The sequence below is a fragment of the Neobacillus sp. D3-1R genome, from assembly GCF_052180215.1.
Lineage (GTDB): Bacteria > Bacillota > Bacilli > Bacillales > Cytobacillaceae > Pseudoneobacillus.
Genome location: NZ_CP197471.1, coordinates 847,956 through 871,863, shown reverse-complemented (window position 1 = coordinate 871,863; position 23,908 = coordinate 847,956). Strand labels below are relative to the sequence as shown.

Here is a 23,908-nt window from a genome sequence, read left to right as displayed (position 1 = left end):
GATGTTTCCGACTTTGTCACAGGGTTATCCGACTTTCTTAAGTAGTTATCCGACTTTCTTTCGTACTTATCCGAGTTTTTCACAAATGTTTCCGACTTTGACACCATTCTGTCACATTCTTATGCAATTACCCCACCATTCATGTCCAAAAAAAAATGACCGCCACATCACGACGGTCATCCGATACTATTAGTTATTCATTTTAATTATCACACTTGTTAATGGTTCAATGGTGATGCTTGTTTTTGTTAGTGTAAATCCTGATTTTTTAGTTACTCCATTTACACTAGCTTCGTCACTATCTGCCAGCACTTTACCACTTGTGAGGTCTACCCCTAAAGTTAGTTTACGCGCCTTCGTATCACCATTCACAAATACATAATAAGCATCTTTACCATTAGATGATACATTTTTATAGCCAATTAAAACGTCCATTGACTTTATTTCCGGAGCTTCCATTAATGTGACATTAGAATCGACAAGTTCCTTCGTTGGTAATCTGAATGCGTCCGTTGATCTTCTAATGTTGATAAGACCTTTTGTATATTCCATCGTTTGTTTATGAATTCCTGGTTTCGTTACCTTATTCCAGTCAAACATATTGATGGCATCAGTAGAATCAAATGAGTTACGGATAAAGTAAGGTTGTTCAAATGGATTCCCGTTTTCATCCACCATATAAGTAAAGTCACTTTCTGGTTGTCCCTCAGCCAACCATTGCTTAGTACGACCATATTCTTGACCAGCATGGATAAAGGACGTACCTTGGCTTGTTAAAAGAATGGTGTTACCAAGGCGAATTCGTTTTTGAATTTCGTCCTCATGTTTTGCGGGATCCTTTTTAATCGAAAGCGCAATGATGTCATGAAGAGTTAAATCATCATGCGCTTCAATATATTGAACGACATCGCCTGGATCATCCGCAGTGAAGTTTCCTGGTTGTGCCTTAATATTGTTTAAGATTTTTTGGATACTTCGTGCCCCATTTGTGATAAATCTCGGCTGACCTTCAATACCATGCCCGGATTTTAATTCATTTCGGATATCGTCGGAGAATGAAGCAGCACTGTCAGTAAAGGCCATCCAACCTTGGTCCGCAGCCATTACGCTCTCCTCACCGTCATCACCATCATACAGTCTCCAACCTTCACCAATCATAACAACATTAGGATTGATCTTTTTGGCTTCATCATAAGCTAGCTGAATAGTATCCGCATCATGGTCTCCCATTAAGTCAAACCGGAAGCCATCCACCTTATATTCGTCCGTCCAGTATTTAATAGAATCTACTAATAGTTTTCGTGACATTTTATGAGTGGTTCCAAACTTACCGCCACCATAGCTCTCTTTCGGATTTCCATCAATGTCCATAAAATGATAATAGCTAGGGACAAGATCCTCAAAAATCTCTGCTCTTGGATTATGGTTGTATACGACATCAAGGACAACACCCATGCCCCTTTTATGAATTTCGGCAATCAGTTCCTTTAATTCTTCAATTTTTAACTCAGAATTAGCTGGATCCTCTGAATACATTCCTGTTGGTGAAAAATAGCCATGCGGGTCATATCCCCAGTTATAGTTATTTCCTTGCGAAGAATAGTTCATTTCTCGTTTATGATTTTCAAACTGATTTCCATTGTAGTAACTCATGATTGGTAACAGCTGGACATGGGTTACACCTAAATTAGCAATATAATCAAGCTTATCAATGAAAGCCTTGTACGTTCCAAACTGGGCATTTAATTCTGGCTCTATGCTTGGATCAGACGTAAAGTCTCTGACATGAACCTCATAAATAATTGAGTCTTCTCTTTTTTTGAATCCATCAATATTAGCATACTGAAGCTTAGGACCAAGCATGGAAGGTTCAACAATGGTTGCTTTTCCAACAGGGTCACTGCCTTTATCGTTAAATCCTGCGATCGATTTCGCATATGGATCTAGTGCAAGATTTGTTTGACCATACACATTTACCTTATATTGATAATAGTAACCTCTTAATTGGTCTAAGCCTGTATTTGTTTCATTTAAAGTGACTTCCCAAACTCCGTTATTTCCCTTCGTCATGGAGATATCTTCTTTAACGACTTTTTCCTGCTTATTTTTATCATATAACACAACGGAGACATTCGTTGCTGGCGGTGACCATAGTTTTAAGGTAGCTGTCCCATCTTGATGTAAAGTAGCCCCTAAATCATCACCATCATAAGCAAATTCTTGATCCAAAAGCTTCCAAGATACTCTAGCCCAAGTCTTATTTCCTTTATATTTAACTAGGTAAGAGTGATTTAAATCAAGTTCCTTAGAAGTAGTAATAATAAGATTCATCTGCTCTATCTTCACATCACTGATATCTATTTTTTCATCTTTATCATTTAGAATTTCGATATCATCCTTTTTAATCGAATCCAAGCTGACACTTAACTTAGCTTTCACTGTATTTTTAGTCATCACTTGAGCCGATTTTAAACCAGCTTCGAAGGAAGGCTCACTCACATAAACTTCTTCATTACCTTCTACCAACCAAAATTCTCGTTCTCCTGTAATCGGGAATACTCTATCTTTATCCATATCCTTCGTATCTCCTTTATGAGGAATAAAATTTAATCCATTTTTTATATCAATGACTTTAATATCCACATACTTGCCCCATTTTGATTCTTGATCAAACAAAACAGGACGGTTCCAATCTACAGCCAAATCGATAGCTTTTTTACTCTCATTCTGATTCCAAAGGTGTAATCCCCACCCATCGTAATCCGCTTGATTCCGATGATAATGAACCCTTATATATCCTTCTGGTACTGAGGAAACAGCAACCTTATCTTTATTTTCTTTTTTAGCGGGTTCGTCTGTTTTACACCCTGTTGTAATCACCATGAGGAATAAAATAATCAAAATGACAAATTTATTCATACTGTGTTTCAAATCTTCATACTCCCCTTTTTATAAAAAATGAGGTATTTCACCCACCTTTAAAAGTAGCACCTACTTTTTATTACGTTTTAAAAATTACGCAAGCGTTTGCACAAAAAGATATGACTAAACTAAAATTCAAAAGATATCTCCCCTATCCAAACGACTACTTAAAGTTTAACAGTACCTTTTCCAAGGTACAACAAACTTTTTCTAAATATGGAAGGCTGAATGAAATATTTCAAAAAAAGGACATAATATGTCTAAGGATGTGACTCTTATGTTTCATTTGGCTCAAGACTTCATTCTATTTTTTTATAACACCACTACCTTAGGAAATATATCTTACGATGAGGTAATAAAGGCAGAAAAAGTTTTTTATAAATTGCTTAAATCCTACTGGTACCAACAAAATTTTTTAACAGCACGATGGTGGTTGTTAATTTTTTTATCGATTGCCCCTCCATTTATTTGGTGGAAGTTTTTAGATAAAAAGAGAGTTATTGAAATTACTGCATTTGGACTTTTTTATGGAGTAGCTGCTATTATTCTCGATACAATTGGTAGTAATGCAATGATTTGGTCGTATCCAGTTCGCCTGTCACCTTATTTATATCCGCAAGTTTACCCTTACGATGTTGGTTGTGTGATTATTCCATTCATGTTGGTTTATCAAAAATGGGGTGAAAAATTTAAGAAATACTTCATCATGACAGGAATTCTTTCTTTTCTTTTGGCTTTTGTTGCAGAGGTGATCATGGAATGGCTCGATATTTACCATGGGTATAGTTGGAAACATGTCTATTCGTTCCCTGTTTATTGGCTGCTTGGGATTATTTGTTGGGGGATTATTACAAAGTTTAAAAAGTTAGAGCAGGAATAAAATTTTTATTATCAAAGATCTGTTATTATTCATTGTTGATTTTCGTGTAGGTAAGAGAATTAATAGACGGATAAATTCCGACTATTGTATATAGAGGAAGCTAAAGAAGCAGATAAAAGCGGAGAAATTCCGATTAACGGCTCTAAATACGACAGAAACCCAAAGTATTGGATAGGATAACCGGAAAAACTCCCCTATTTTTAAGGAAATATGGGTATTTCCCAAAATAAACGGAATTTTTCCGTTTATTTTTTTTACACATTGAAATCAACATTCAGTGATAACATAGCTATTATAAAAAGAAAAACGATACTCCTAATTGGGGTATCGTTACTCAGGATCATGTTCGATAAAATATTGGACTTGTTCTGGATACTCTAATAGCTCTTTTTTACCTTTTTCACTTATCGAATAAAGGCCACGTTGAATTTTATCATACCAGCCATAGTAGTTTTTATTTAGGATGGACAAGGTTTTTTCACCGGTTCCTCTTTGACGCAATAATTTCGGTGACAGGGGACCATGACGGGCAAGCAGCGTTGCAATGTGAATACAGCTTTCCTTATAGGCAGTCATAATTTTTGTTTTATTGCTTCCACCTACATTATAATCCCCATTGCGTCCTTCTATTTCTTTTAATAGCTGTACCCTTTTCTTTTTGTTTAACTGCCTACTTTTAGTACCATCAAAAGGGGCCGGAGAAACAACCACGTCCATTTTCGTACTGCTTTTTAAAAATTGGACGATGATTAGTCCTAATTCTAACCTTCTCATAAGATGAAGGATATCTCTCCACTTTTTCGACCTTAGACTGTACTTTGGCTTCGGAATAGCAACATAAACAAGGTCCGTTAAGCGTTGGCGTTTTGTAGCTTGAATGAGTAAATCGACTGTTAAATTTAGTTTTAGTTCTATGAGGATTAATTCATTATCTTTAATGACAGCCATATCACAGTGCTGAACTTCCCCATAAACATTAAAGCCCTGTTTGGTAAAATAATTACGTATCGGTTTATATAAATCAGTTTCATTTAATTTCACTTTTTTGTCTTTCATTTGAATCCCCTCTTTAAGAGGTAGTATAACATTAGTGAGCTCCCATTTTTCTAATTTTTTTCCTATATTCATTCGTTAAACGGGAATAATGAAGAAAAAACATTTGCATTTCTTTCGGTTAACTGTCAATCTTAATAAATATAGAAAAGAATAGTAGGTGATTGAACTATGATTGAAGTAAAAACTTCCACCCTAAGCGATGGGGAACTTAATAGAGGGGTATTTGCTACCCGAGATATAAAAAAAGGCGAGCTCTTACATGAAGCACCCGTTCTGCCGTACCCAAATGAGGAGCATGAACATATTGAAAAAACAATGTTAGCTGATTATGCGTTTGAATATGGAATCAATCATTCTTGTATCCTTTTAGGATATGGAATGTTGTTTAACCATTCTTACACACCAAATGCTACTTATGATATCAATTTTGATAATCACACATTTGATTTTTATGCTTACACGGATATTAAAGCGGGCGAAGAGATTTTGATTAACTATAATGGTGAAGTCGAAAATGATGATCCCCTTTGGTTTCAAAAAGATTATGAAGAGAGAATAAAGGAAACCGACTGATTTTTTCAGTTGGTTTTTATTTTGTACTTTTTTTGAAGTTGCATTTTCCTCCTGAATTAAGGGAATGTTATCTTTTGTGAAATTTTTCTAACCATGGAGGAAATGAACTTGAGCGAAAATTACGTATGGCAGGATGTACTTCAAACTGTAAAAAAACTAGATCCCAAAAAACTTGAAATCGTCAAAGCTACGTTACCTGCAGTACAGCAACATGGTGAAGCCATTACAAGAAGATTTTATCAACGCCTATTTGAGAGTCATCCAGAATTACAAAATGTCTTTAATATGACACATCAAAAAACGGGACATCAACCAAAGGCTCTAGCTGATGCTGTCTATGCCGCTGCCGCAAACATTGAAGATATGAGTAATATCATGCCTGCACTAGAACGAATAGGGCAAAAACATAGAAGTATGCAAATTAAACCTGAGCAATATCCCATTGTCGGTGAAAATTTATTACGGGCGATTAAAGAAATTTTAGGTGATGCCGCAACCGAAGAAGTTATTGATGCATGGGCAGATGCCTACGAGGTTATTGCAGATGTCTTTATTCGTATGGAAAATGAACTATACAAAACCGCAGAGAATCAGCCTGGAGGATGGGCAGGCTTTAAAGACTTTAAGATTTCCAATAAAATTGAGGAAAGCGAAGTCATTACATCCTTTTACTTAAAACCAAAGGATGGTGCAGAGTTACCAAGGTTTATACCGGGGCAATATATCACTCTCCATATCGATATTCCTGAGGAAAAATATATTCACCAGCGTCAATACAGCTTATCAGATCGACCTGGTACAGATTATTTTAGGATTAGTGTAAAACGGGAAGATGCTCCTGTGGATGGTGCTCCTCCAGGTGTGGTTTCAACAGATTTGCATCAACTATTTAATGAGGGAGACACGCTTCCAATTTCAGCCCCGGCTGGAGATTTTTATTTAGATATGGAAAGTGACACACCGGTAATTTTGATTAGTGGCGGAGTGGGTCTTACCCCTATGATGAGTATGTTAAACACGCTCGTCCATGAACAGCCGAATCGAAAGGTTTATTGGATTCATGCCGCCCAAAATAGTAAGGTTCATGCCTTTAAAGAACACGTTCAAGAAGTGGCATCTAAAAGTGAAAATGTTAAGGCGTTTACGATTTATGATAGTCCAACTGATGAAGACAGAAAAAATAACCAATTTGATAAAGAAGGATACATTACGTTAGAGTGGCTGCAAAGTGTCCTTCCATCCAATGAAGGCCAGTTCTATTTCTGTGGTCCTACACCTTTTATGAAAGCTGTTAATAGTGCTTTAAAAGAATGGGGCGTTAGTGAGGAAAATATTCGCTATGAGTTCTTCGGTTCCTTCGGTAATATAGAAAGTGTTTAAGGAATGGTACACTCCTAAGTCCTTATGTGGGGCTAGGAGTCTTTTTCTTGAAACTTTTTCCTCTCCAGAGTCCATCCCTCTTTTTTTCTCCGTACACAGACTGTAAAATGGACATTGAAAGGATGTGGCCACATGGCAGTATTATTGCCTCACATTGAAGATTCCAATAAAACCAATTACTTCCCTCCAAAGGGTGAATACGAAACATTTCAAGACGAAGCGCATTATGCCGAAAAGGTTAGGGAATGGGGACTAAGTTCCACAAAGGATGTAAAAAAAGAATTTTGGTATAAAGAGAAAACACATCAGCGACTAGTGACCATAAAAGGATATGAAATCTTTGGACAAACCGGAGAATATAATACCATCGTTATCGAGTTTCAAGATGGAAATGTGTCTTGTATCCATCCTGCCTACTTAAAGGAAATGCAGTCATCCAGCTTTGGTAAGGAATTAAAGACTGTAGATGAAACAGATTCAACTGAAGAGAGTACTGAGACGTCGAAGCCTAAAGCTCAGACTAAAAAAGAGCAAACAGAGCCAATAGCTGAAGAAAGTATAGTTTCTGGACAAAAATCTGAAGAAAAGCAGAGTGCTGTGGCTGTGACATCCCCTTCTAAGAAGGAAACGAAAACGAAAAAAGAAAAGCCAGCAAAATTAGTATTACCCGAGGATAAAGTACATTTTACAGCAACGGTTAAACAATTTGCCTTAAGCTGGAATCATTTTAATGAAGAAAATGATGAAGTAGTTGTACTTGAAAACGTCATGATCGAACAGGAAGAACCAACAGAAGTTGGACTTGCTTGGTGTGCGCATAGTAAAACGTTGAAGAAATTTGAACTCGCTGTAGGAGATACTTTAGAGTTTGATGGAAAAATCGTTAAAAAGAGTCTTCCAAAAGGTAAGGATGTAGAAGATGAGGCAATGCGACTGGAAGTTAGTGTTGCTTATAAAATCAATAATCCTTCAAAGATAGTGAAAAAATAGATAAACACCAAATGGCTTGGGAGCTAATCCCAAGCCATTTTTTTTGCAAATTACTTCGTAAACCATTATTCATACACCGTTCTAGCCTGTGAATTATATTTTATCCATTCACCTAATTCTGTTTTATTAAAGTACTTGTTTCCATGTACCTCAATGTAGGGTATAAAACGGTATGTATCATGAACTGAGAGTTGTTTTCTTTCAGAATCATCCATGATGATGATTTTTTTCAGTTCTTCCGGAGACATACTTAAATATTTGGCCGTTTCTTCTAATGTTAATAATCCTTGGTCTGTAACAAGATTTGTAGGATTACCCTTTCCTTCATCATTAGATGATTTTCCTATCTGAAATCCTGCATAAGCGATGGAAATGCTTAATAATACAATCGCTGCTGTTAATACATAATTTTTCATGGAGATCCCCCTAATAAATATTTATGTATCTCTCATTCTATAATATGGGAATAATTACCTCAAATAAAAACTTTATTTATATAAAAAATGAGGCCACCAAAAGGGTGACCTCATTTAAATAGTGCTATCTAATACGGATAATTACTTCTTTAGTATTATTCCTGAAAAAGGAAATTGCTGATATGATGTACTTAAGTAAGTATCTTTATTAAGTAGGAAGGGAGACAGCTATTTATGAAAAAAACTGAATTAAAACAAATGCTGGAAACCCTTTTACAATATAAAGAATCTGATATTACTTTAAATATTAATGGACAAAGAATTGTTCGTTTTGATAAAGAATCTATGCGCTTTCAAATGACGAAACTGGAAAATGGTTTAACAGAAAGCTTTCTGGATATCGCTACGACCTTAGTGGCTATTTTAAAAGAATTTAATGATGACTTCCAAGAAGCGGCAGAAATTTAGCTGCTTCTTTTTTAATAGGTTAGAAAGTATAACTTTTTGGGACTAATCAAGGCGCTTGCGCTTTTCTTATAATACCCAGATTCTATTACGATAAACCTATTAAAATCTTTTCTTTTAAACAAGGGTAAGAATTTAATAGAAAAATACTCCTCAGGGTTTTGGCTAAATTATAATGCTCGATATTTTTTTAGTGCAAAAACGTTCAGCACAATAAATACCATTGCAAATAATACTAATGCTAGGATGTCCCCTCCGATTGAAGCAATACTTAACCCCTTATACATGATTCCCTTTAGAGCGTCTGCCGCATAATACATAGGCATTACTTTTCCAAAGGCCTGTAGCCAATCTGCCATTCCCTCCATTGGAAATATTCCCGCAAAAAACACCTGTGGTATGACAGCAATTGGGATAAATTGAATCATCTGAAATTCCGATGCAGCAAAGGTCGACAGTAATGTTCCTAATGATAATGCCACAAGAGCTAGTAGTAAATTAACTAGGATCACATTCCAAATTGACCCGACCATGACCATATCTAGAACCGTTATGGAAAAAACAACTACAATAACCGTCTGAATAATAGCGAAGATGCCATAGCCTATCAAATAGGCGACGACGATTTCACCACGTTTAATCGGTGTTGAAAGTAATCTTTCTAATGTTCCGGTAGTTCTCTCTTTTAATAAACCAATACCTGAGATAAGAAACACAAAGAAGAACACAAAATAACCTACTAAAATAGGACTTAATATATCGAAGAAAACGGTATCACTATCACCATAAACATATTCAGTCTCAATCTCTTTTTTGGTCATGGTTGTTGATGCATTGCCCTGCTGGATCTGTTTTGCTTGAGCGAAGGATGCTACAGCTTGATTGACCTTCATTTGCAACGCCTTAGAAGTGGAAGGATTACTATTTTGCAAGGTTAATGTAAACTCTCCATTTTTCATTTGCAAAAGGCCATCCAGATCTTTATCCACTACCATATTTTCAGTTTCCTTTTCGTACGTTTGGACATGAATATCCGCTTGCTCTAACACTTCCACCAGATGTTCATCAACATTTACGATACCTAGAGTAAGATCCACATCCTTACCGTTAAATAAAAAATACATAAGAGTTAGGATGAGTAAGGGGGCAACAAATAACAGTGCAAGAGTTCGTTTATCGCGAAGCATTTGTTGGCATATTCGTTTAATGATGGCCCATATTCTCATAAATTTTTCCTCCTGCCTTCAAGAATACTTCATCAAAGTTATCAGCCTGGTAAAAGGCTTTTAATTCTTTTGGTGATCCACTAGTTAAAATTCGTCCATCCCTTACCATTGCGACCACATCACATTTTTCCGCTTCATCCATCACATGTGTGGTGACAATGATTGTTTTTTCTTCTTCGGTTTTTAAACGAATAAGTTCATTCCAGATAGATAATCTTAATTCGGGGTCAATCCCGACTGTTGGTTCATCTAATATTAAAATCTTTGGATCTTGAATCAAGGCGATTGCCAGTGATAAACGGCGCTTCATTCCTCCTGAATAGGCAGCAACCTTTTTATTTAAGTCTGGTGTCAGGTTAACTAACTCAGCTGCATAGGTTATTCTCTCTTTCTGTTTTGCTCTATTAAGCTTATAAAGAGATGCAAAGAATGTTAGATTTTCTTTCCCAGTCAATTCTCCATATAGAGCATCTGATTGTGCCATGTACCCTATTTCCTGTAAAACCTCTAAGTTAGGCATCTTTTTTTCTAAAACTTGAATGGTCCCGCTATCTGATTGATCCATTCCAACAATCATTTTAACTAATGTTGTTTTACCTGCCCCTGAAGGCCCGATAAACCCATATATCTGCCCTTTTTCAATGTTGATTGTCACATTGGTAAGAACTTCTTTTTTCCCAAAACTTTTGCTCACTTTCTCTACCTTGATCGTTTGAGTCACGTCTTATACCTCCCCTGCTTGATAAAAAATGAACATCGTGTTGATTAAGTTATATATTTAGCTTACAGGGTAAGTGCCTGTAAAACAATAAACAATATCGGCAAAAGTGTTGATTTATTTTTTGAAGAAAACAGCAAGAGGTGTATTTCAGAAGTTTTTTATAGGACTCAGAATCCCTTATTTCGGTAAATAGCAATGAATTGGCCACCTTAAAGGACTCAGGATCCTTTATTTATCAAAATTAATGATAAAATGACTGTTTTTAATGTAATAGCGGAATGTGAGTCCTTTCCACGGGAATTAATAGCCTTTTTTTCACAAATAACGGAACGTGAGTCCTTTCTCCCCAATGTAATAGAGTCCTTCATACGAAAGTTCTCTACTTCTATATAAAACTAGTTGGTCCCTTGATTCCCGCAACATGAGCGGGTCCTAGGAAAGTCATTTTGGCTAAAATTAATGACATTTCTCTCGGGGACTTCTCCATACCCGTTTCTAACCAGTGTTGGATAACCCCCAGATGGGCCGAGCTAACATAGGCGATTAAAAAATCTACCGGAACCAGCATGTCTTCTTTATTCAACTTAATAACTAAATGCTGAAGAAAACTCTTCTTAATAAACTCTTTTAACCTAACCTGAAAAGAAGCATCACCATTTGGACCGAGAATCACCTTTAAAAAATTTGAATTCTCCTGAAAGTACTCAAATAGTTTAATCAGGAAGGGTAAAGGTTCATTTTGTAGGTTATGTTTCATGACCTCGAGAGGGTTTATTTGACTGACAACTTGTACAATCGTTTCTAGCTCCTGAAAAATCTCATTTTCGCTTTGTTCCAATAAATCAAATTTATCGCGATAATGAATATAAAAAGTTCCACGATTAATTTCTGCTTTGGCGGTTAGGTCTCGGACTGTGATGCCATCAAACCCTTTCTCCTCCATAAGCTCAGTTAGGGAGTCCCTTATGATTCGTTTTGTTCTCATTGTTCTTTTATCTGATAGACGTTCTGACATTTTTGTGCATCCCCTATTCCTATTGATAGTCAAATTATAAGTGTACGACACTCTTTTCATCAACACGGTGTTTATTTTTTTACAAAAAAAAGACTTAGTCCATGACTAAGCCAGTTATTTATCCTTTTCTTTTATTAACCTTTTTCGATCGTCAGTTTGTGGAGGTTCCTCCATCCATCCATGTTTAATCATAATATTAGCACCATCTTCGGCATATAAGGCGATTTCAGGTATTAACATGGCATACCTTGCAGCCAGGTCCCGTCTTGGACTTCCCGACATAGATGAACCATAATTTCCAATTCCGGCAGCAATCATCGCAGAAACATGAAACATCATCAGTTTATCTGAAAAGACCTGTTCTGTTGAATCCGATAGAGCGGTATCCCAGGTCATCGGTGCAGGTAAATCCTCTTTTTTCAAAATATCACTAAAATAGTCCATATGTTTTTGAGCGATTTGCTTGCCTCTCATTAAGTATTCTTTTACCTCTTTACGCTCTGCGAATTGGGCAAATCCAGTTATCAAGGTTTTTCCTATTGCGTTCGTTTGAATATTATTAAAAAGTAAAGTAATTTCAATGGCAGTTAATGGTCTTTTATCTCCAAAAAAACCAGCTAAAAACTGCTGTTTTTTAACAAAATCGACTTTATCTGGATTGGAAATAAAAGGAGGTCTAATATAAGTGCCTTGTTTCAACATTAATTCCCTTGTTAAATCTTGCAGTCCCACTGCTGTTTTTAAAACATTCTTAAAAAACTGCACAACATCAGGTCGAGTGGCGAATCCTAAAGCTAGACCACTTGCAGCCATTCCTAAAATGGACACGTTCCGGATGTACATTAACACATATGTATCAGAAAATAACTTGGGTGCATTAGGACGAACATCCTGATCTGTGAATCCAATGGGAATCGGAAATTTTTCTTGAGTGAAAAAATCTCGTAAAAAGGATATATTTTTTTTCGAACCGTTAATAGCAAACTCAATCACAGGGCGTACTTCTTCATCTTCTACTTTTTCTAAAAAATGTTTCATTACGCATATAGAGGCCGTATCATTTATATACTGTGACCATAAAGGGGATATCTCCCCTGCAGTTAATCGTATCTTGGTTTTATCTTCCACTTATGACACCTACTTACGAATTATATATGGATAGTATTCCCAAGATTTTAAAAATATATGAGAGATTGCTTGATATGTTAAAAAACTAGGCAAAACAACAACTTCTCGTAAGTAAATTTTTAAACAAACACTTTAATAGACTTTATGGATGTCATAATAGAGGCCATGATACCGACAATTCCAACGATTACAAGTGAATAAAGCATTCTTTCATCCTTGAGTACAAAAACGCCTGTTAAAATAACTGCCGTATCAATTAATAAAATGATAAATCCTACATTAATTGAAAACCATTTTGAAACCATTAAGGCAAGGAGGTCCATTCCCCCAGGGCTGGCATGAATCCTGAGCATCATCCCGACCCCTGTCCCAATGAAAAGCCCCCCTATTACCACGTTTGCCAATAGAGGTAAATGAAAGAATCCACTGATGGGAAAGAGCAAATTTATACCAACAGCTGAAATAAAGGTACCTAGCAGCCCTTTAAAGAAATAGTTCAAATCAAATGTAATGGCTAGAAAGTAAATAGGTAAATTTAAACAAACAAACGTTATCGCTAATTTATAGCCCCATAAATAATTCGCCAATAGACTTATTCCCCATAGTCCCCCATTTACCAAATGAGAGGGGAGAACAAAGCCATTAACACCAACAGCAATAAGAACACTCGCCACTCCGATCGTAAAGATACTTTTTATCATGTAAATCTCCTTAAAAAGTATTTTTACTTGAATTATATGAAAATGAAACAAGCTTAATTCCTAAATACAATTAGATGTTCCTTTCCCCTTTATATTTCAATCTCTAGTTATATTGTGATTTTCTATTTAATACTCTTTTAGTAAGGCTGTCCATTTATGTTCATTGGAGGAGGAAATCGATTGATAAGGCTTAAGGATGCAGTAGAGGAATTGGATGAAATAGCTCTTAATCTTCAATTTTTACAAGGTCATTATTATGAGGATCAACATTTTTTTAATGAAAAAGACCTCGAGACCTTAAGGGATCATTTACAGCTTTTCAGTGAAAGATTTTCATCAGCCTATATTTATCAGGATTTGGAATTAATTGATTATGGAACTATTATCGAAAAACTAGTATCACTAAAAGAAGTGGATTACCAAGACTTGGAGCATGATGGCATATTGAACCCTGATACTGTGGATGTTGGTTCCTTTATTACTACTATAACTGAGGAGCGTTATTCGGCTCTATTTTTTGAAGCACAGCCACACTTAAACGAATTACGATTCTGTATCAACAAAATTTTAATTCTATAAAAGAAAGATACCCAACCTTTAGGGGTTGGGTATCTTTCTTTTATCTTATATCTTTTCTGTAACCTTCCCAAACTTCTCCACAAAATCTTCCGCTGATAAAGGCTTGCTAAATAAATATCCTTGGACCTCATCACAGCCATGAGTTCGAAGGAATTGAAGCTGTTCTTCTGTTTCAACCCCTTCTGCAATGACTTTCATTTTAAGGTTATGTCCCATTGTAATAATGGTGGTAACAATATCACGATCATTAGAATCCTTGGCAATATCCTGGACAAAACTTTGATCGATTTTCAAACGGTCTATGGTTAATCTTTTTAAATAGTTTAAGGAGCTATAGCCAGTTCCAAAATCATCTATCGCGACTTTTACCCCAAGTTGCTTTAATTCTTGAATTATCCCGATAGCCATTTCCACATTCATTGTCATGCTTTCAGTTATTTCCAGCTCAAGGTACTGTGGATCAAGCCCCGTTTCTTCTAAAATTCTACATACCATCGAAATTAGATTTGCTTGAAAAAACTGGCGTATCGAGAGGTTGACCGAAATCACTAAGGATGGCCAGCCGTTATTTTGCCAAATAACATTCTGTTCACATGCTGTTTTAATGACCCATTCCCCAATTGGAACGATTAAACCTGTTTCTTCCGCAACTGGGATAAAGCGATTTGGTGGGATACTGCCTAGTTCTGGATGATTCCAACGGATTAAAGCCTCAACTCCACAAATTTGATTAGTTACTAAATCCACTTGCGGCTGATAGTGGAGAACAAATTCATCACGTTCTAATGATTTACGAAGGTTTTGTTCTAAAACAAGCTGATCATTTAAAACTTTTTCTTGTGTGAGTTGATAAAATTGGTATGTATTTTTCCCTTGACGTTTTGCATCATACATAGCTATATCTGCATTACGAATTAAAGTTTCAGGATCATGACCATGAGTAGGAAACAAACTTATTCCAATACTCGGTGTAATCACGACTTCATGCCCCTTCAATCGGAATGGACGTGATAAAGCCTTAAGGATTCGCTTTGCGACAAACTCTGTTTCTTCCTTTGTCGATTCTTCAAGAAGGATCAGAAATTCATCTCCTCCTTGGCGTCCAATAAAATCCTTTCGACGTAAACTATATTTCAAGCGATTAGCTACTTTTTGCAGCAATAAGTCCCCAATACTGTGACCCAGCGAATCATTGATGACTTTAAAGCGATCTAAATCTAAAAATAGTAAACTCGCTTCTATCCTTTTTCCAGCTATTTCTTCTAATGTATGTTCAAATCTCTTTTTAAAAAGACGTCTATTCGGGAGACCCGTTAATGGGTCATGGTAAGCCATGTGGTTAATCGTATCTTCTGCTTTGTAATGTAAAATAGCCAATTTAGCCAGATAGGTTGCTTTTTCAATGAGCTTTAATTCTGCCTCTGTTGGTAATGCAGGTTGGTTAAAATAGATAGCAAAGGTTCCTAATACCATATCCTGATTATCTAGGATTGGGGATGACCAGCAAGATACTAACTGATATTTTTGAGGGATATCTCGGTATCTTGTCCATAATGCATCCTTACTAATATCCTCTACGATTACCATCTTCTTATAGTGCGCTGAAGAACCGCAAGAACCTGCACGAGGTCCGATAGATATACCATTTAATGCTTCCATATAACCCTTTGGTAGATTAGGAGCAGAGCCAATATGAAGTCTTGACTTGCTTTCATCGGCCAGCAGAATCGAACAGCGTCCTCCGTTTGATAGCTTTTCAATCATATAAATGATTTCATCGAAAACTTTCGTGATGAGTGCACCTTTAGCGATCATCTCCAGCACCTTAGTCTGTCCGTCTAAAAGGAGTTGAGCTTTATTATTTTCGGTAACATCCTTGATAATACTGAATACCCCGACAATCTGACCATTCGTGTAAATCGGCATATTCTTTACACTTAAATCTAGTCTTTCGCCTTTTTTATTGTACATAGCTGTTTCATATTCTAATGGATTCCCTGCCTTAACTTGTTCAAAAAATTCAACAACCCTTTCTATATCTTCCGGAATGAGAAGATCTTGAAAGGACATGGATAACAATTCCTCTTCAGAGTAACCGGAGCACATTTCTGATTCGGGATTTACACTTGTAAAACGCCCTTCTAAATCAAAGCTTAAAACCGCATCCGTATTATGTACAAACAATGATTTATAACGTTGTTCACTTTCAATTAATAAGGACTCCATTTTTTGGCGTTGTGTAATGTCTCGGGCAATTCCCGTCACTCCCACAATATTTTCATCCACAATAAGGGGGACAGCCGTGACATTGAACTCCATCTGTTCACCTTTACTATTAAAAATAGACATTTTAAAGGTTTCTCTATTCCCTTTTAAAGCGCTATAAAACTTTTCGTTAGCAAAATTTCTTTCTTTTCGGGGTACTGTTTGGAGGAAATTAGTATCAATGAGATCATTCCAATTAAAACCTGTTAACTGCTCTACTGTTGGATTGGCATTGATAAAATTCCCGTCCTTATCAAGGAAAAAAATAATATCAGGATTATAATGAAAAAGGGAGTGAAGTTGTTTTCTACTCCATTCGTGATGTTGAATTAATTTTTGATATTTTGTATCCGTTTCTATTAAATGGTCGTTAGCTTTTATATATTTTCTGATAAAAATAGCAAGGATGAGGATAGCTGTTAATGATATTCCACCAATTAACCCTTCGTTTTGTTTCCAAATCAAGTGTCCAAAAAATTCTACAAAGGCTAATACAATTAAAACTAGTATGATATACTTCGACAACTTCATTACAGCACCTCTTTACTCTAGAACAGTATGTATCTAAAAAAAACTATTCCAAAAGGAATAGTCATCACTAAAAATTTACGATGCTATTCGGCAACCCGGCGATCATGGCTGATGATGAAATCAACTGTGTGTTCTTATTTCATCGGTAACTTTAGACCCGTAGCTTTGCGTCCCAAACTTTCGTATTGGTTTGCCTTTTTCAAAATAGGAATATGTAACTAATTTTTAATTATTTTAACAGTTAATTGGCATGAAATAAATAGATTCTTCAAATTTAACAGTGGGAATAATTAACAGTTTGCAAGTATAATCATTCATAGACTCCTAGCCTAAAAAACTTTTAATAAAAATAAGCCAAATAGAATAGCTTACCGTCTAATGGTTGTATAAAACGTCAAAAACTGGAGGTCATGACCATTAATCACTTAGTCAAGAAAGCTCAAAAAGGAAACGAAAAGGCTTTTTTAACCCTTTTCCAACAGTATGAAGAAGATATATATAGAACAGCATTTGTGTATGTTAAGAATCAAAATGATGCTCTTGATATTGTTCAGGAAACGGCTTATCGCTCATTTAGTAAAATAAGCACCCTAAAAAACCCGGAATATTTTAAAACTTGGTTAATCAAAATCACCATTAATGCCGCTCTTGATTTTTTAAGAAAGGAAAAGAAGGTCATTCATTTGAAACCTGAAACATCAGAGTTCATTCCTACCCCTGAGGTAGACCTTTCTCTTTCCATTACGCTTAAGGATGTCATGGAAAACTTAACGGAAAAAGAAAAAAGTGTCATTCTCTTAAAATATTATTACAATCATACCTTTGCTGAAATCTCAAGTATTCTCGAGCTTCCATTAGGAACTGTAAAATCCGTCATCTATCGTGCACTCGAAAAACTTCGTACTCATTTAAAGGAGGAAGATATTTGTGAGAACTAATCTGAAAGAAGAAATGAGCAAAATTGAAATTCCAAATGAACTTCATAATAGAGTAGTTTTAGGTGTAACAAGAGCAAAATTAGAGAAAAGGCCAAATGTCCTTTTCACAAGAAAAAGAATATTTGCAGCTGCAGCAGTTGTGATTATTTTAGGGTCATCCATCACTCTCGGTTCTTCCCAAATAGCAGGTGCAGTAGAATCGTTTATCACTCGGATTTTTGGTTCGGAACAAGAATTGAAGCAAAGTTTTCCAAATGCAAGTGGTGAAGATTTGAATCAATTTGAAAAACATCTGGAATTAGCCAGTGCCAATCTGACTGCTGAAGAATTTCGTGATTATAGTCAGTTGCAAAAAGAGGCTGCAAAATTAGTGAAAAAAATGACTGTGACAGAAAATGGCCAAGTTATTCAAAAACCGGAGGAATTAACTGCTTCAGAACAAAATAGACTAGATGAAATCAGTCAGCAATTACAGAAATATGAAGCAAGGTTAGATGCTATAACAACCCATACAGTTGAAGAAGCTCAAAAAATGGTGGATTATCCGATTAACAAACCAGCGTTTGTTCCAGAAGGTTATCAATTAATAAACAGCACTGCCCATTCAGATGAGGAGCAACCTGGAAAAAAACCGATTGTCGTATTCGAGTATCAGAAAGGGGAATTTGGATTTAGAACCTTCCAGCAATCACTAGATCAAGAGGATGATTTAGATAGACGTTCTTTTGAACACTCTGATTCTTATTTATTGAAGGGCTATAAAATGGATTTCCACTACTCAGATGGAACTAACGTTCAAGGGATGAGACTTATGAGCGAAAACCAAAACTTTAAAATTGTTATCGTGGCAGACATTTTATCTAAAGAAGAGATGGAAAAGATTTTGCTATCCATGGTATCAGAATAAAAAAAATACAAGAAGCAACCCCTTTCTATATTAGGAAGGGGTTTTCAAGTTATCAACTTTCGTTTGTCTGATCTTTCGGGTTACCGGAAATAGGGTCTGTACGAAAAACCTCCAACCCCTTTAAGAAAGCATCCCCACCAATACCAGCCAGAATCGATATAAAGATAATTCTAAATAATGAGTCTGTATCAGCTGATATGACGAGAACCACGGCTGTAAAAGCCCCCATAAATACTTCCTCTAGAAATCCCAAATAGATAAATTTTTTGGTTTTTCTAGGGATAATGATTTTCCCCCTTTTTCTCACATGACCCAAAATACCAACCAGTCCACCAATCAGTAAAGCGAAGGCAATGTTTCTCATCCATCTTCACACTCCTAAAGCCGAGATTTTTGTTGCGACCTTAGGTAAAATCTTGGTGTATTTCCATTATATAGAATTTAATCATAAGTTAGTATGAATAAATATACCGAATTTTCTGATATATATTAGTAGGACATGTTTACTACCTTATGAGCGATAGCTAATACAATTCGTACTTTTCGCTCAGGCGGTAATAGCTTTTATACATCCTTTGCAAGGTCTACAATGGAAGCCTCGGTCACTTTTTCCAAGTCTTGAACAGATAGCTCCATCTGCATACCAATTTTCCCACCGCTTACAATAATTGTATCTAAACCATTTGCACTACTATCAATAAACGTCGCATATGACTTTTTCATTCCGACAGGAGAGCAACCACCTCTAATATATCCAGTCCATTTTTGAATATCCTTTACAGGGATCATTTCAACCTTTTTTTCTCCTGCTGCTTTGGCTGCTTTCTTTAGATCAAGCTCCACTTCAACTGGGATGACAAAAACGAATATAGCTTTACTATTTCCCTGAGCAACGAGAGTTTTGTAGACCATCTGAGGGTCCTTTCCAATTTTACCAGCTACCGAAACTCCGTCGATTTTTCCATCTTCATGATCGTAGGTCATTAACTGGTAAGATATTTTTTTAGCATCTAGTATTCGCATTGCATTTGTTTTACCTTGTGCCATGTTCGATCACTCCTTAACGTCTTATCTTTCTTTATCATAAAAGCTGTTTTCGTATAGATTGTGGTTTTAAGGCACTCTTACTAAGTGCTCAGCTCTTTTCTTAAGTTTCATATGAGTTTAACACCCTAGATTGTGAATCGGCTATTAAATTTGTTAGAAAAAGCAGCAAAGTTTTAGAAAAGAGCCTTCATAAATTAGGCTGCAAACAGTGAATAGTACTATTCTCAAACTAGGCTTGGCCTAAATCTACTGGCTAGTAACCTACTCGCCTGCTGTGGGTCAATCTCGTAAGCTAATAATTCCTCGACATTACGCTTGGCTGTTATTAATCTTTCACCTGAGGGAGAAATAAGACTGGTCGTACTCTCCTGACCATCAAGTGCATAATTCACACTAGCAAAATAAATATTATTTTCTAAGCTTCTTCCTACCATTGCTCCATTAAAAAATTCCGGATTATGTACCTTGCCTGTAAATTGTGGATGAAATACAATACTTGCTTCACGTAAAGCTGCCCATCTTACCGTTTCCGGATATCTCCAGCCTTCGTGGCAAATGACGATTCCAAATTTAACGTCATGAATTTCAAATATTTCTCGACCTTGTCCTGGTTGATAGCCATAAAAATCCTCATCAGGATCGATCTGATTTTTCGTTTGATAGCCCAACACTTCACCGTTTTCATCTATCACAAAAGCAACCAAGTGTAGGCCTAATTCGTCTTGCCATTCGGTCGGTAAAATCACTGCCAACTGATATTCTTTTGCTAAGGTACAAATTTCTTCTATGGCAGCCTTCATTTTTTCGTGATGATATTCCTCTACTTGAAAACCAACCCCACGTAAACCTGGAAGGATAGACTCTGGAAAACAAATAAGCTGACACTCCTCTTTCTTGGCTAACATCATCATTTGTTTCACTTTTTCAAGCCCGTCTTTTAATGATTTTGGAAATCCCGTTTGAGCCAATCCAATCTTCATGATTTTTTCCCCTTTTTATCTTATCTATGTGGATTATTTTACCATAGGTTTTTAAAAATCGTAAAAACGGAGAGTGAATAGGAAAACTAGCGGACATATAATCCGTTCGGAATAAGCTACCAAGAAAAGACAAGCCCAGAGTCCTATAAACTCTGAGCTTGTTGGTGTACTGTTTATTGTCGAGGATAATCTGTTTCCCTTTTAGTTTATGCCCACCACATATTACCTGGGGTTTCGCGAATCAAGACATCATTTAAATTTTGCACCGCGCGTGAAAAACCTTCTTCAATAGACATTAGCGGGTCTTCATGCTCGATGCTCACGACGTAATCGTAACCGTATGTACGTAGCGCACTCATCATATCGGACCATTCTTGCATACTATGTCCACAACCAACACTGCGGAAGGTCCAAGCACGTGTTTGAACATTTCCATATGGTTGCATGTCAGTTAAACCGTACATATTCACATTATCTTGGTCAATATACGTATCCTTGGCATGGAAATGGTGGATAGCTCCTGCTTTTCCTAATATTTTAATCGCCGCAACCGGATCAATTCCTTGCCACCACATGTGACTAGGATCCAGATTGGCACCAATTGCTTCACAGGTTGCCTCACGTAGCTTTAACATGGTATACGGTGTGTGAACAAGAAATCCTCCATGTAGCTCAAGACCAATTTTCACATTGTGCTGCTGGGCAAGTTCACCGATTTCTTTCCAGTATGGAATCAATTTGTTTTCCCATTGCCAAGTTAACACATCAGCATATTCCATAGGCCAAGGAACAACTGGCCAGTTCGGTTGTTTTGCGTCCTCACTATCTCCCGCAGTACCTGAGAATGCATTGACAACTGGTACCCCTAATAATGAAGCAAGCTTAATGGTTTTTCTTAGTGTTGCATCTGATTCTTCAGCAAATGCTTTGTCAGGTGTAAGCGGGTTTCCATGGCAGCTAAAAGCGCTAATGGTTAAACCACGGCTTGTAACTGCGTTTAAATATGCGTTTCTTTTTTGTTCATCTTCTAAAAGCTCATCCAGTGGACAATGTGCATTTCCAGGATAGCAACCAGTTCCAATTTCAACTGCGTCTAGTCCAGATGCTTTTACATGATCAAGCATTTCTTCAAATGTTTTATTAGCAAATAATACTGTAAATACGCCTAACTTCATTACGCTAGCACTTCCTTTTTGAAAGAGATAATTTGTTTCGTTTCTTGAGATTCAAGCGCTGCTAAAATTATTTCCAGTGATTTCATTCCTTCTTCACCAGTAATAAGAGGTTCTTTATTTTCCAAGATGCTTTCCACAAAGTGATTGATTACATGTGAAGTGGTTTGGCCGCCTTCATCATTCGTTTGAATTTTATCTAACTTATGGTTTACCACACTGCCGTCACGATATTCTTCAATTAAAGAATAAACCGGATCGGCTTCAAGTCGAAGGATACCCTTCTCACCATATATTACCGTGGAATTATCGCCACCTGCAACATACGCCCAGCTTGCTGTTAGTGTGCCGATAATACCGCTTTCTGTACGTAAAATACAAACGGCATTGTCATCCACTTCTGTATTTTGCTTCGCATTAGTTTCAATAAATGCCCCAACCTCGGAAAATTCCCCTAATAAATAACGCATTAAGTCCGCCTTATGAACACCAAGGTCTCCCATCGCACCGATGAAGGCTTTTTCTTTATTGAAGAACCAGCTTCCTGCGCCGTCTACACTCCAGCTCTCAGGACCAGGATGACCGAATGTTGTCTTAAAGCTATAAACCTTTCCAAGCTTGCCACTTTCGATGATTTCTTTTGCTTTACGATGCGATGCAACAAAACGCTGGTTATGAGCAATCATTAACTTTTTCCCATTCGCTTTTGCAGCGGCAATCATCGCTTCTGCTTCTTCTTTAGAGGTTGCCATTGGTTTTTCGCAAAGAACATGCTTACCTGCGTTTAATGACGCAATCGAAACTGGCGCATGTAAGTAGTTTGGCAAGCAAACACTAACGGCATCTACTTCTTCTAGATTGATAGCTTCTTGATAATCCGTAAATGCCTGGGCACCGTATTGCGCTGCCATTGCTTCGGCTCTTTCAGCCACGATATCGCATACAGCAACAATCTCTACTTTATTATGAAGATGATATTCTGGTAAATGTCGATGTTTAGCAATGCTTCCACATCCAATAACGGCTACTTTTAATTTTGTCATTGTCTTTTTCCTCCAATATATTCATTATTCATCAATGTTTTTAAATAGTTCATGCTGATTTCAATACTTTTAAATGGTGTAAGGCTACTTTGGTCCTGTTCAACAACCCACCATTCAACACTAGCCGATTCCCCTAAGTGAAGAATACTTTCAATATCAACGCCACCTGTTCCAAGCTCTGCGAAAAATTGTTCTTCGTCTTGAGTCATATCTTTTAGATGGATAATGGGGGTTCGATTTTTATAACGGTTGATCCATTCAATCGGATTTTCACCTGATTTTGTTAACCAATAAACGTCTAACTCGGTTTTGAGATTTTCCGGAGAAGTGTCATCAAAAATGGCTTCAAGCGCCATCCTGCCATCGGATAAACGAGTTAATTCAAAATCATGATTATGGTAAAGTAATGTAATGTCTTCCTGACGGCATCTCTGACCTATTTTTTCTAATAGTGATATGAGTTTTTGGTAGTCAGCCTCACTTCTCCGATTTTCAGAAATATAAGGACAAACGATATATTTACTGCCAAGAGTCTTCTGATCTTGAATAACCTGCTCTAAGTTATTTTCTAAATCCTCAAGGGGGACATGACTACCAGCTGCCTTTAATCCCAATTTATCCAAAATGAATTTAACTTCTTTTGGAGGTAATCCACCATATCCGGCAAACTCAACCCCATCAAAGCCAAGCTCGGACACTTTTTTCAATGTACCAGGAAAATCCTTTTCGCTTTCCTCACGCAAAGTATACATTTGTACCGCTATGGGAATTTTTTTCATCGTTCACCCTCTTCTCCCTTATTTTCAAAAGGCTATGTTCGTATAAATTGTAGTTTTGGTAAAAATCCCAAAAGCCGGATTTTTACATCTTTTCTTAAAAAGTGAGCAGCTCTTTTCTTAATTGTTATATGAGTTTTATCATTCTACACTGAGAAATCCCTTAAAATAAATTAGAAAAGCAACAAAGTTTTAGA

Annotated in this window: 23 protein-coding genes and 1 riboswitch; of the genes, 8 read left to right on the top strand and 15 right to left on the bottom strand. The window is 36.6% G+C overall.

Translation table 11 applies throughout. The features are described 5' to 3' along the window. Positions 1 to 189 precede the first annotated feature (189 nt). Positions 190 to 2,931 (bottom strand): pullulanase, encoded by a 2,742-nt coding sequence (locus tag ACSBPO_RS04265; protein ID WP_442598841.1) that lies wholly within the window; start codon positions 2,929 to 2,931, stop codon positions 190 to 192. A gap of 268 nt (positions 2,932 to 3,199) precedes the next feature. Between ACSBPO_RS04265 and ACSBPO_RS04260 the strand changes: the two genes are divergently transcribed. Then, a complete protein-coding gene (locus ACSBPO_RS04260) occupies positions 3,200 to 3,802 on the top strand; it encodes a CBO0543 family protein (RefSeq protein ID WP_442598840.1) in 603 nt (200 codons plus the stop codon). Positions 3,803 to 4,132: 330 nt separating this feature from the next. On the opposite strand, the gene ACSBPO_RS04255 is transcribed toward ACSBPO_RS04260, so the two are convergent. Next, complete coding sequence (locus tag ACSBPO_RS04255; protein WP_442598839.1) at positions 4,133 to 4,858, bottom strand: DUF2161 domain-containing phosphodiesterase; 726 nt, start codon at positions 4,856 to 4,858, stop codon at positions 4,133 to 4,135. Between the two features lie 168 nt (positions 4,859 to 5,026). Between ACSBPO_RS04255 and ACSBPO_RS04250 the strand changes: the two genes are divergently transcribed. The 3 genes from ACSBPO_RS04250 (at position 5,027) to ACSBPO_RS04240 (ending at position 7,801) form a co-directional block, all read left to right on the top strand. Beyond that, a complete protein-coding gene (locus ACSBPO_RS04250) occupies positions 5,027 to 5,431 on the top strand; it encodes an SET domain-containing protein (RefSeq protein ID WP_442598838.1) in 405 nt (134 codons plus the stop codon). Positions 5,432 to 5,539: 108 nt separating this feature from the next. Beyond that, positions 5,540 to 6,811, top strand: coding sequence for an NO-inducible flavohemoprotein (gene hmpA / locus ACSBPO_RS04245; protein WP_442598837.1), 1,272 nt, complete (start codon positions 5,540 to 5,542; stop codon positions 6,809 to 6,811). 132 nt (positions 6,812 to 6,943) lie between these two features. Next, on the top strand, positions 6,944 to 7,801 hold the full coding sequence (locus tag ACSBPO_RS04240) for a hypothetical protein (RefSeq protein WP_442598836.1): 858 nt from the start codon (positions 6,944 to 6,946) through the stop codon (positions 7,799 to 7,801). Between the two features lie 65 nt (positions 7,802 to 7,866). Here the strand turns inward: ACSBPO_RS04240 and ACSBPO_RS04235 are convergent, their stop codons facing one another. Continuing rightward, the gene (locus ACSBPO_RS04235; RefSeq protein WP_442598835.1) at positions 7,867 to 8,217 is read right to left on the bottom strand and encodes a hypothetical protein; all 351 of its coding nucleotides are present in this window, start codon (positions 8,215 to 8,217) and stop codon (positions 7,867 to 7,869) included. A gap of 234 nt (positions 8,218 to 8,451) precedes the next feature. Here ACSBPO_RS04235 and ACSBPO_RS04230 point away from each other — a divergent pair, with 234 nt between their 5' ends. Then, complete coding sequence (locus ACSBPO_RS04230; protein WP_442598834.1) at positions 8,452 to 8,685, top strand: hypothetical protein; 234 nt, start codon at positions 8,452 to 8,454, stop codon at positions 8,683 to 8,685. Between the two features lie 167 nt (positions 8,686 to 8,852). On the opposite strand, the gene ACSBPO_RS04225 is transcribed toward ACSBPO_RS04230, so the two are convergent. The 5 genes from ACSBPO_RS04225 to ACSBPO_RS04205 all read right to left on the bottom strand — a co-directional run bounded on the left by ACSBPO_RS04225 (position 8,853) and on the right by ACSBPO_RS04205 (position 13,473). Next, on the bottom strand, positions 8,853 to 9,908 hold the full coding sequence (locus ACSBPO_RS04225) for an ABC transporter permease (protein WP_442598833.1): 1,056 nt from the start codon (positions 9,906 to 9,908) through the stop codon (positions 8,853 to 8,855). After that, entirely contained in the window at positions 9,886 to 10,629 is a 744-nt protein-coding gene (locus ACSBPO_RS04220; RefSeq protein WP_442598832.1) for an ABC transporter ATP-binding protein, read from the bottom strand. The genes ACSBPO_RS04225 and ACSBPO_RS04220 overlap by 23 nt, the downstream gene beginning before the upstream one ends. A 385-nt stretch (positions 10,630 to 11,014) precedes the next feature. Further along, on the bottom strand, positions 11,015 to 11,644 hold the full coding sequence (locus ACSBPO_RS04215) for a TetR/AcrR family transcriptional regulator (protein WP_442598831.1): 630 nt from the start codon (positions 11,642 to 11,644) through the stop codon (positions 11,015 to 11,017). A 114-nt stretch (positions 11,645 to 11,758) separates the two neighbouring features. After that, positions 11,759 to 12,772: a DUF3231 family protein gene (locus ACSBPO_RS04210; RefSeq protein ID WP_442598830.1), complete on the bottom strand. Its 1,014-nt coding sequence runs from the start codon at positions 12,770 to 12,772 to the stop codon at positions 11,759 to 11,761. A gap of 119 nt (positions 12,773 to 12,891) precedes the next feature. After that, positions 12,892 to 13,473: a YitT family protein gene (locus tag ACSBPO_RS04205; protein ID WP_442598829.1), complete on the bottom strand. Its 582-nt coding sequence runs from the start codon at positions 13,471 to 13,473 to the stop codon at positions 12,892 to 12,894. Between the two features lie 180 nt (positions 13,474 to 13,653). Between ACSBPO_RS04205 and ACSBPO_RS04200 the strand changes: the two genes are divergently transcribed. Then, complete coding sequence (locus tag ACSBPO_RS04200; RefSeq protein WP_442598828.1) at positions 13,654 to 14,052, top strand: hypothetical protein; 399 nt, start codon at positions 13,654 to 13,656, stop codon at positions 14,050 to 14,052. 45 nt (positions 14,053 to 14,097) lie between these two features. On the opposite strand, the gene ACSBPO_RS04195 is transcribed toward ACSBPO_RS04200, so the two are convergent. Next, complete coding sequence (locus tag ACSBPO_RS04195) at positions 14,098 to 16,848, bottom strand: EAL domain-containing protein (RefSeq protein ID WP_442598827.1); 2,751 nt, start codon at positions 16,846 to 16,848, stop codon at positions 14,098 to 14,100. A gap of 86 nt (positions 16,849 to 16,934) precedes the next feature. Then, a riboswitch (cyclic di-GMP riboswitch) is annotated at positions 16,935 to 17,053 on the bottom strand. A 205-nt stretch (positions 17,054 to 17,258) separates the two neighbouring features. On the opposite strand from ACSBPO_RS04195, the gene ACSBPO_RS04190 reads away from it, so the two are divergent. Both ACSBPO_RS04190 and ACSBPO_RS04185 read left to right on the top strand, forming a co-directional pair. Next, positions 17,259 to 17,786 (top strand): sigma-70 family RNA polymerase sigma factor, encoded by a 528-nt coding sequence (locus ACSBPO_RS04190; RefSeq protein WP_442598826.1) that lies wholly within the window; start codon positions 17,259 to 17,261, stop codon positions 17,784 to 17,786. Continuing rightward, positions 17,776 to 18,693, top strand: coding sequence for a hypothetical protein (locus ACSBPO_RS04185; RefSeq protein ID WP_442598825.1), 918 nt, complete (start codon positions 17,776 to 17,778; stop codon positions 18,691 to 18,693). The genes ACSBPO_RS04190 and ACSBPO_RS04185 overlap by 11 nt, the downstream gene beginning before the upstream one ends. Before the next feature lie 52 nt (positions 18,694 to 18,745). Here the strand turns inward: ACSBPO_RS04185 and ACSBPO_RS04180 are convergent, their stop codons facing one another. The 6 genes from ACSBPO_RS04180 to ACSBPO_RS04155 form a co-directional block, all read right to left on the bottom strand. Beyond that, positions 18,746 to 19,057, bottom strand: coding sequence for a DUF4257 domain-containing protein (locus tag ACSBPO_RS04180; protein WP_442598824.1), 312 nt, complete (start codon positions 19,055 to 19,057; stop codon positions 18,746 to 18,748). 200 nt (positions 19,058 to 19,257) lie between these two features. Beyond that, the gene (ybaK, locus tag ACSBPO_RS04175; RefSeq protein WP_442598823.1) at positions 19,258 to 19,740 is read right to left on the bottom strand and encodes a Cys-tRNA(Pro) deacylase; all 483 of its coding nucleotides are present in this window, start codon (positions 19,738 to 19,740) and stop codon (positions 19,258 to 19,260) included. Positions 19,741 to 19,964: 224 nt separating this feature from the next. Next, entirely contained in the window at positions 19,965 to 20,720 is a 756-nt protein-coding gene (locus ACSBPO_RS04170) for a carbon-nitrogen hydrolase family protein (protein ID WP_442598822.1), read from the bottom strand. Between the two features lie 206 nt (positions 20,721 to 20,926). After that, positions 20,927 to 21,895, bottom strand: coding sequence for a sugar phosphate isomerase/epimerase family protein (locus ACSBPO_RS04165; RefSeq protein ID WP_442598821.1), 969 nt, complete (start codon positions 21,893 to 21,895; stop codon positions 20,927 to 20,929). Next, positions 21,895 to 22,935, bottom strand: coding sequence for a Gfo/Idh/MocA family protein (locus ACSBPO_RS04160; protein ID WP_442598820.1), 1,041 nt, complete (start codon positions 22,933 to 22,935; stop codon positions 21,895 to 21,897). The genes ACSBPO_RS04165 and ACSBPO_RS04160 overlap by 1 nt, the downstream gene beginning before the upstream one ends. Then, entirely contained in the window at positions 22,932 to 23,714 is a 783-nt protein-coding gene (locus tag ACSBPO_RS04155) for a sugar phosphate isomerase/epimerase family protein (protein WP_442598819.1), read from the bottom strand. Before ACSBPO_RS04155 ends, ACSBPO_RS04160 begins: the two co-directional genes overlap by 4 nt. Positions 23,715 to 23,908 lie beyond the last annotated feature (194 nt).

Coding starts and splice junctions, on each gene's coding strand:
- ACSBPO_RS04165 (WP_442598821.1), bottom strand. CDS start 21,895: ATGAAGTTAGGCGTATTTACAGTATTATTTGCTAATAAAACATTTGAA.
- ACSBPO_RS04180 (WP_442598824.1), bottom strand. CDS start 19,057: ATGAGAAACATTGCCTTCGCTTTACTGATTGGTGGACTGGTTGGTATT.
- ACSBPO_RS04195 (WP_442598827.1), bottom strand. CDS start 16,848: ATGAAGTTGTCGAAGTATATCATACTAGTTTTAATTGTATTAGCCTTT.
- ACSBPO_RS04190 (WP_442598826.1), top strand. CDS start 17,259: ATGACCATTAATCACTTAGTCAAGAAAGCTCAAAAAGGAAACGAAAAG.
- ACSBPO_RS04235 (WP_442598835.1), bottom strand. CDS start 8,217: ATGAAAAATTATGTATTAACAGCAGCGATTGTATTATTAAGCATTTCC.
- ACSBPO_RS04230 (WP_442598834.1), top strand. CDS start 8,452: ATGAAAAAAACTGAATTAAAACAAATGCTGGAAACCCTTTTACAATAT.
- ybaK (WP_442598823.1), bottom strand. CDS start 19,740: ATGGCACAAGGTAAAACAAATGCAATGCGAATACTAGATGCTAAAAAA.
- ACSBPO_RS04250 (WP_442598838.1), top strand. CDS start 5,027: ATGATTGAAGTAAAAACTTCCACCCTAAGCGATGGGGAACTTAATAGA.
- ACSBPO_RS04160 (WP_442598820.1), bottom strand. CDS start 22,935: ATGACAAAATTAAAAGTAGCCGTTATTGGATGTGGAAGCATTGCTAAA.
- ACSBPO_RS04205 (WP_442598829.1), bottom strand. CDS start 13,473: ATGATAAAAAGTATCTTTACGATCGGAGTGGCGAGTGTTCTTATTGCT.
- ACSBPO_RS04255 (WP_442598839.1), bottom strand. CDS start 4,858: ATGAAAGACAAAAAAGTGAAATTAAATGAAACTGATTTATATAAACCG.
- ACSBPO_RS04240 (WP_442598836.1), top strand. CDS start 6,944: ATGGCAGTATTATTGCCTCACATTGAAGATTCCAATAAAACCAATTAC.
- ACSBPO_RS04260 (WP_442598840.1), top strand. CDS start 3,200: ATGTTTCATTTGGCTCAAGACTTCATTCTATTTTTTTATAACACCACT.
- ACSBPO_RS04155 (WP_442598819.1), bottom strand. CDS start 23,714: ATGAAAAAAATTCCCATAGCGGTACAAATGTATACTTTGCGTGAGGAA.
- ACSBPO_RS04170 (WP_442598822.1), bottom strand. CDS start 20,720: ATGAAGATTGGATTGGCTCAAACGGGATTTCCAAAATCATTAAAAGAC.
- ACSBPO_RS04225 (WP_442598833.1), bottom strand. CDS start 9,908: ATGAGAATATGGGCCATCATTAAACGAATATGCCAACAAATGCTTCGC.
- ACSBPO_RS04215 (WP_442598831.1), bottom strand. CDS start 11,644: ATGTCAGAACGTCTATCAGATAAAAGAACAATGAGAACAAAACGAATC.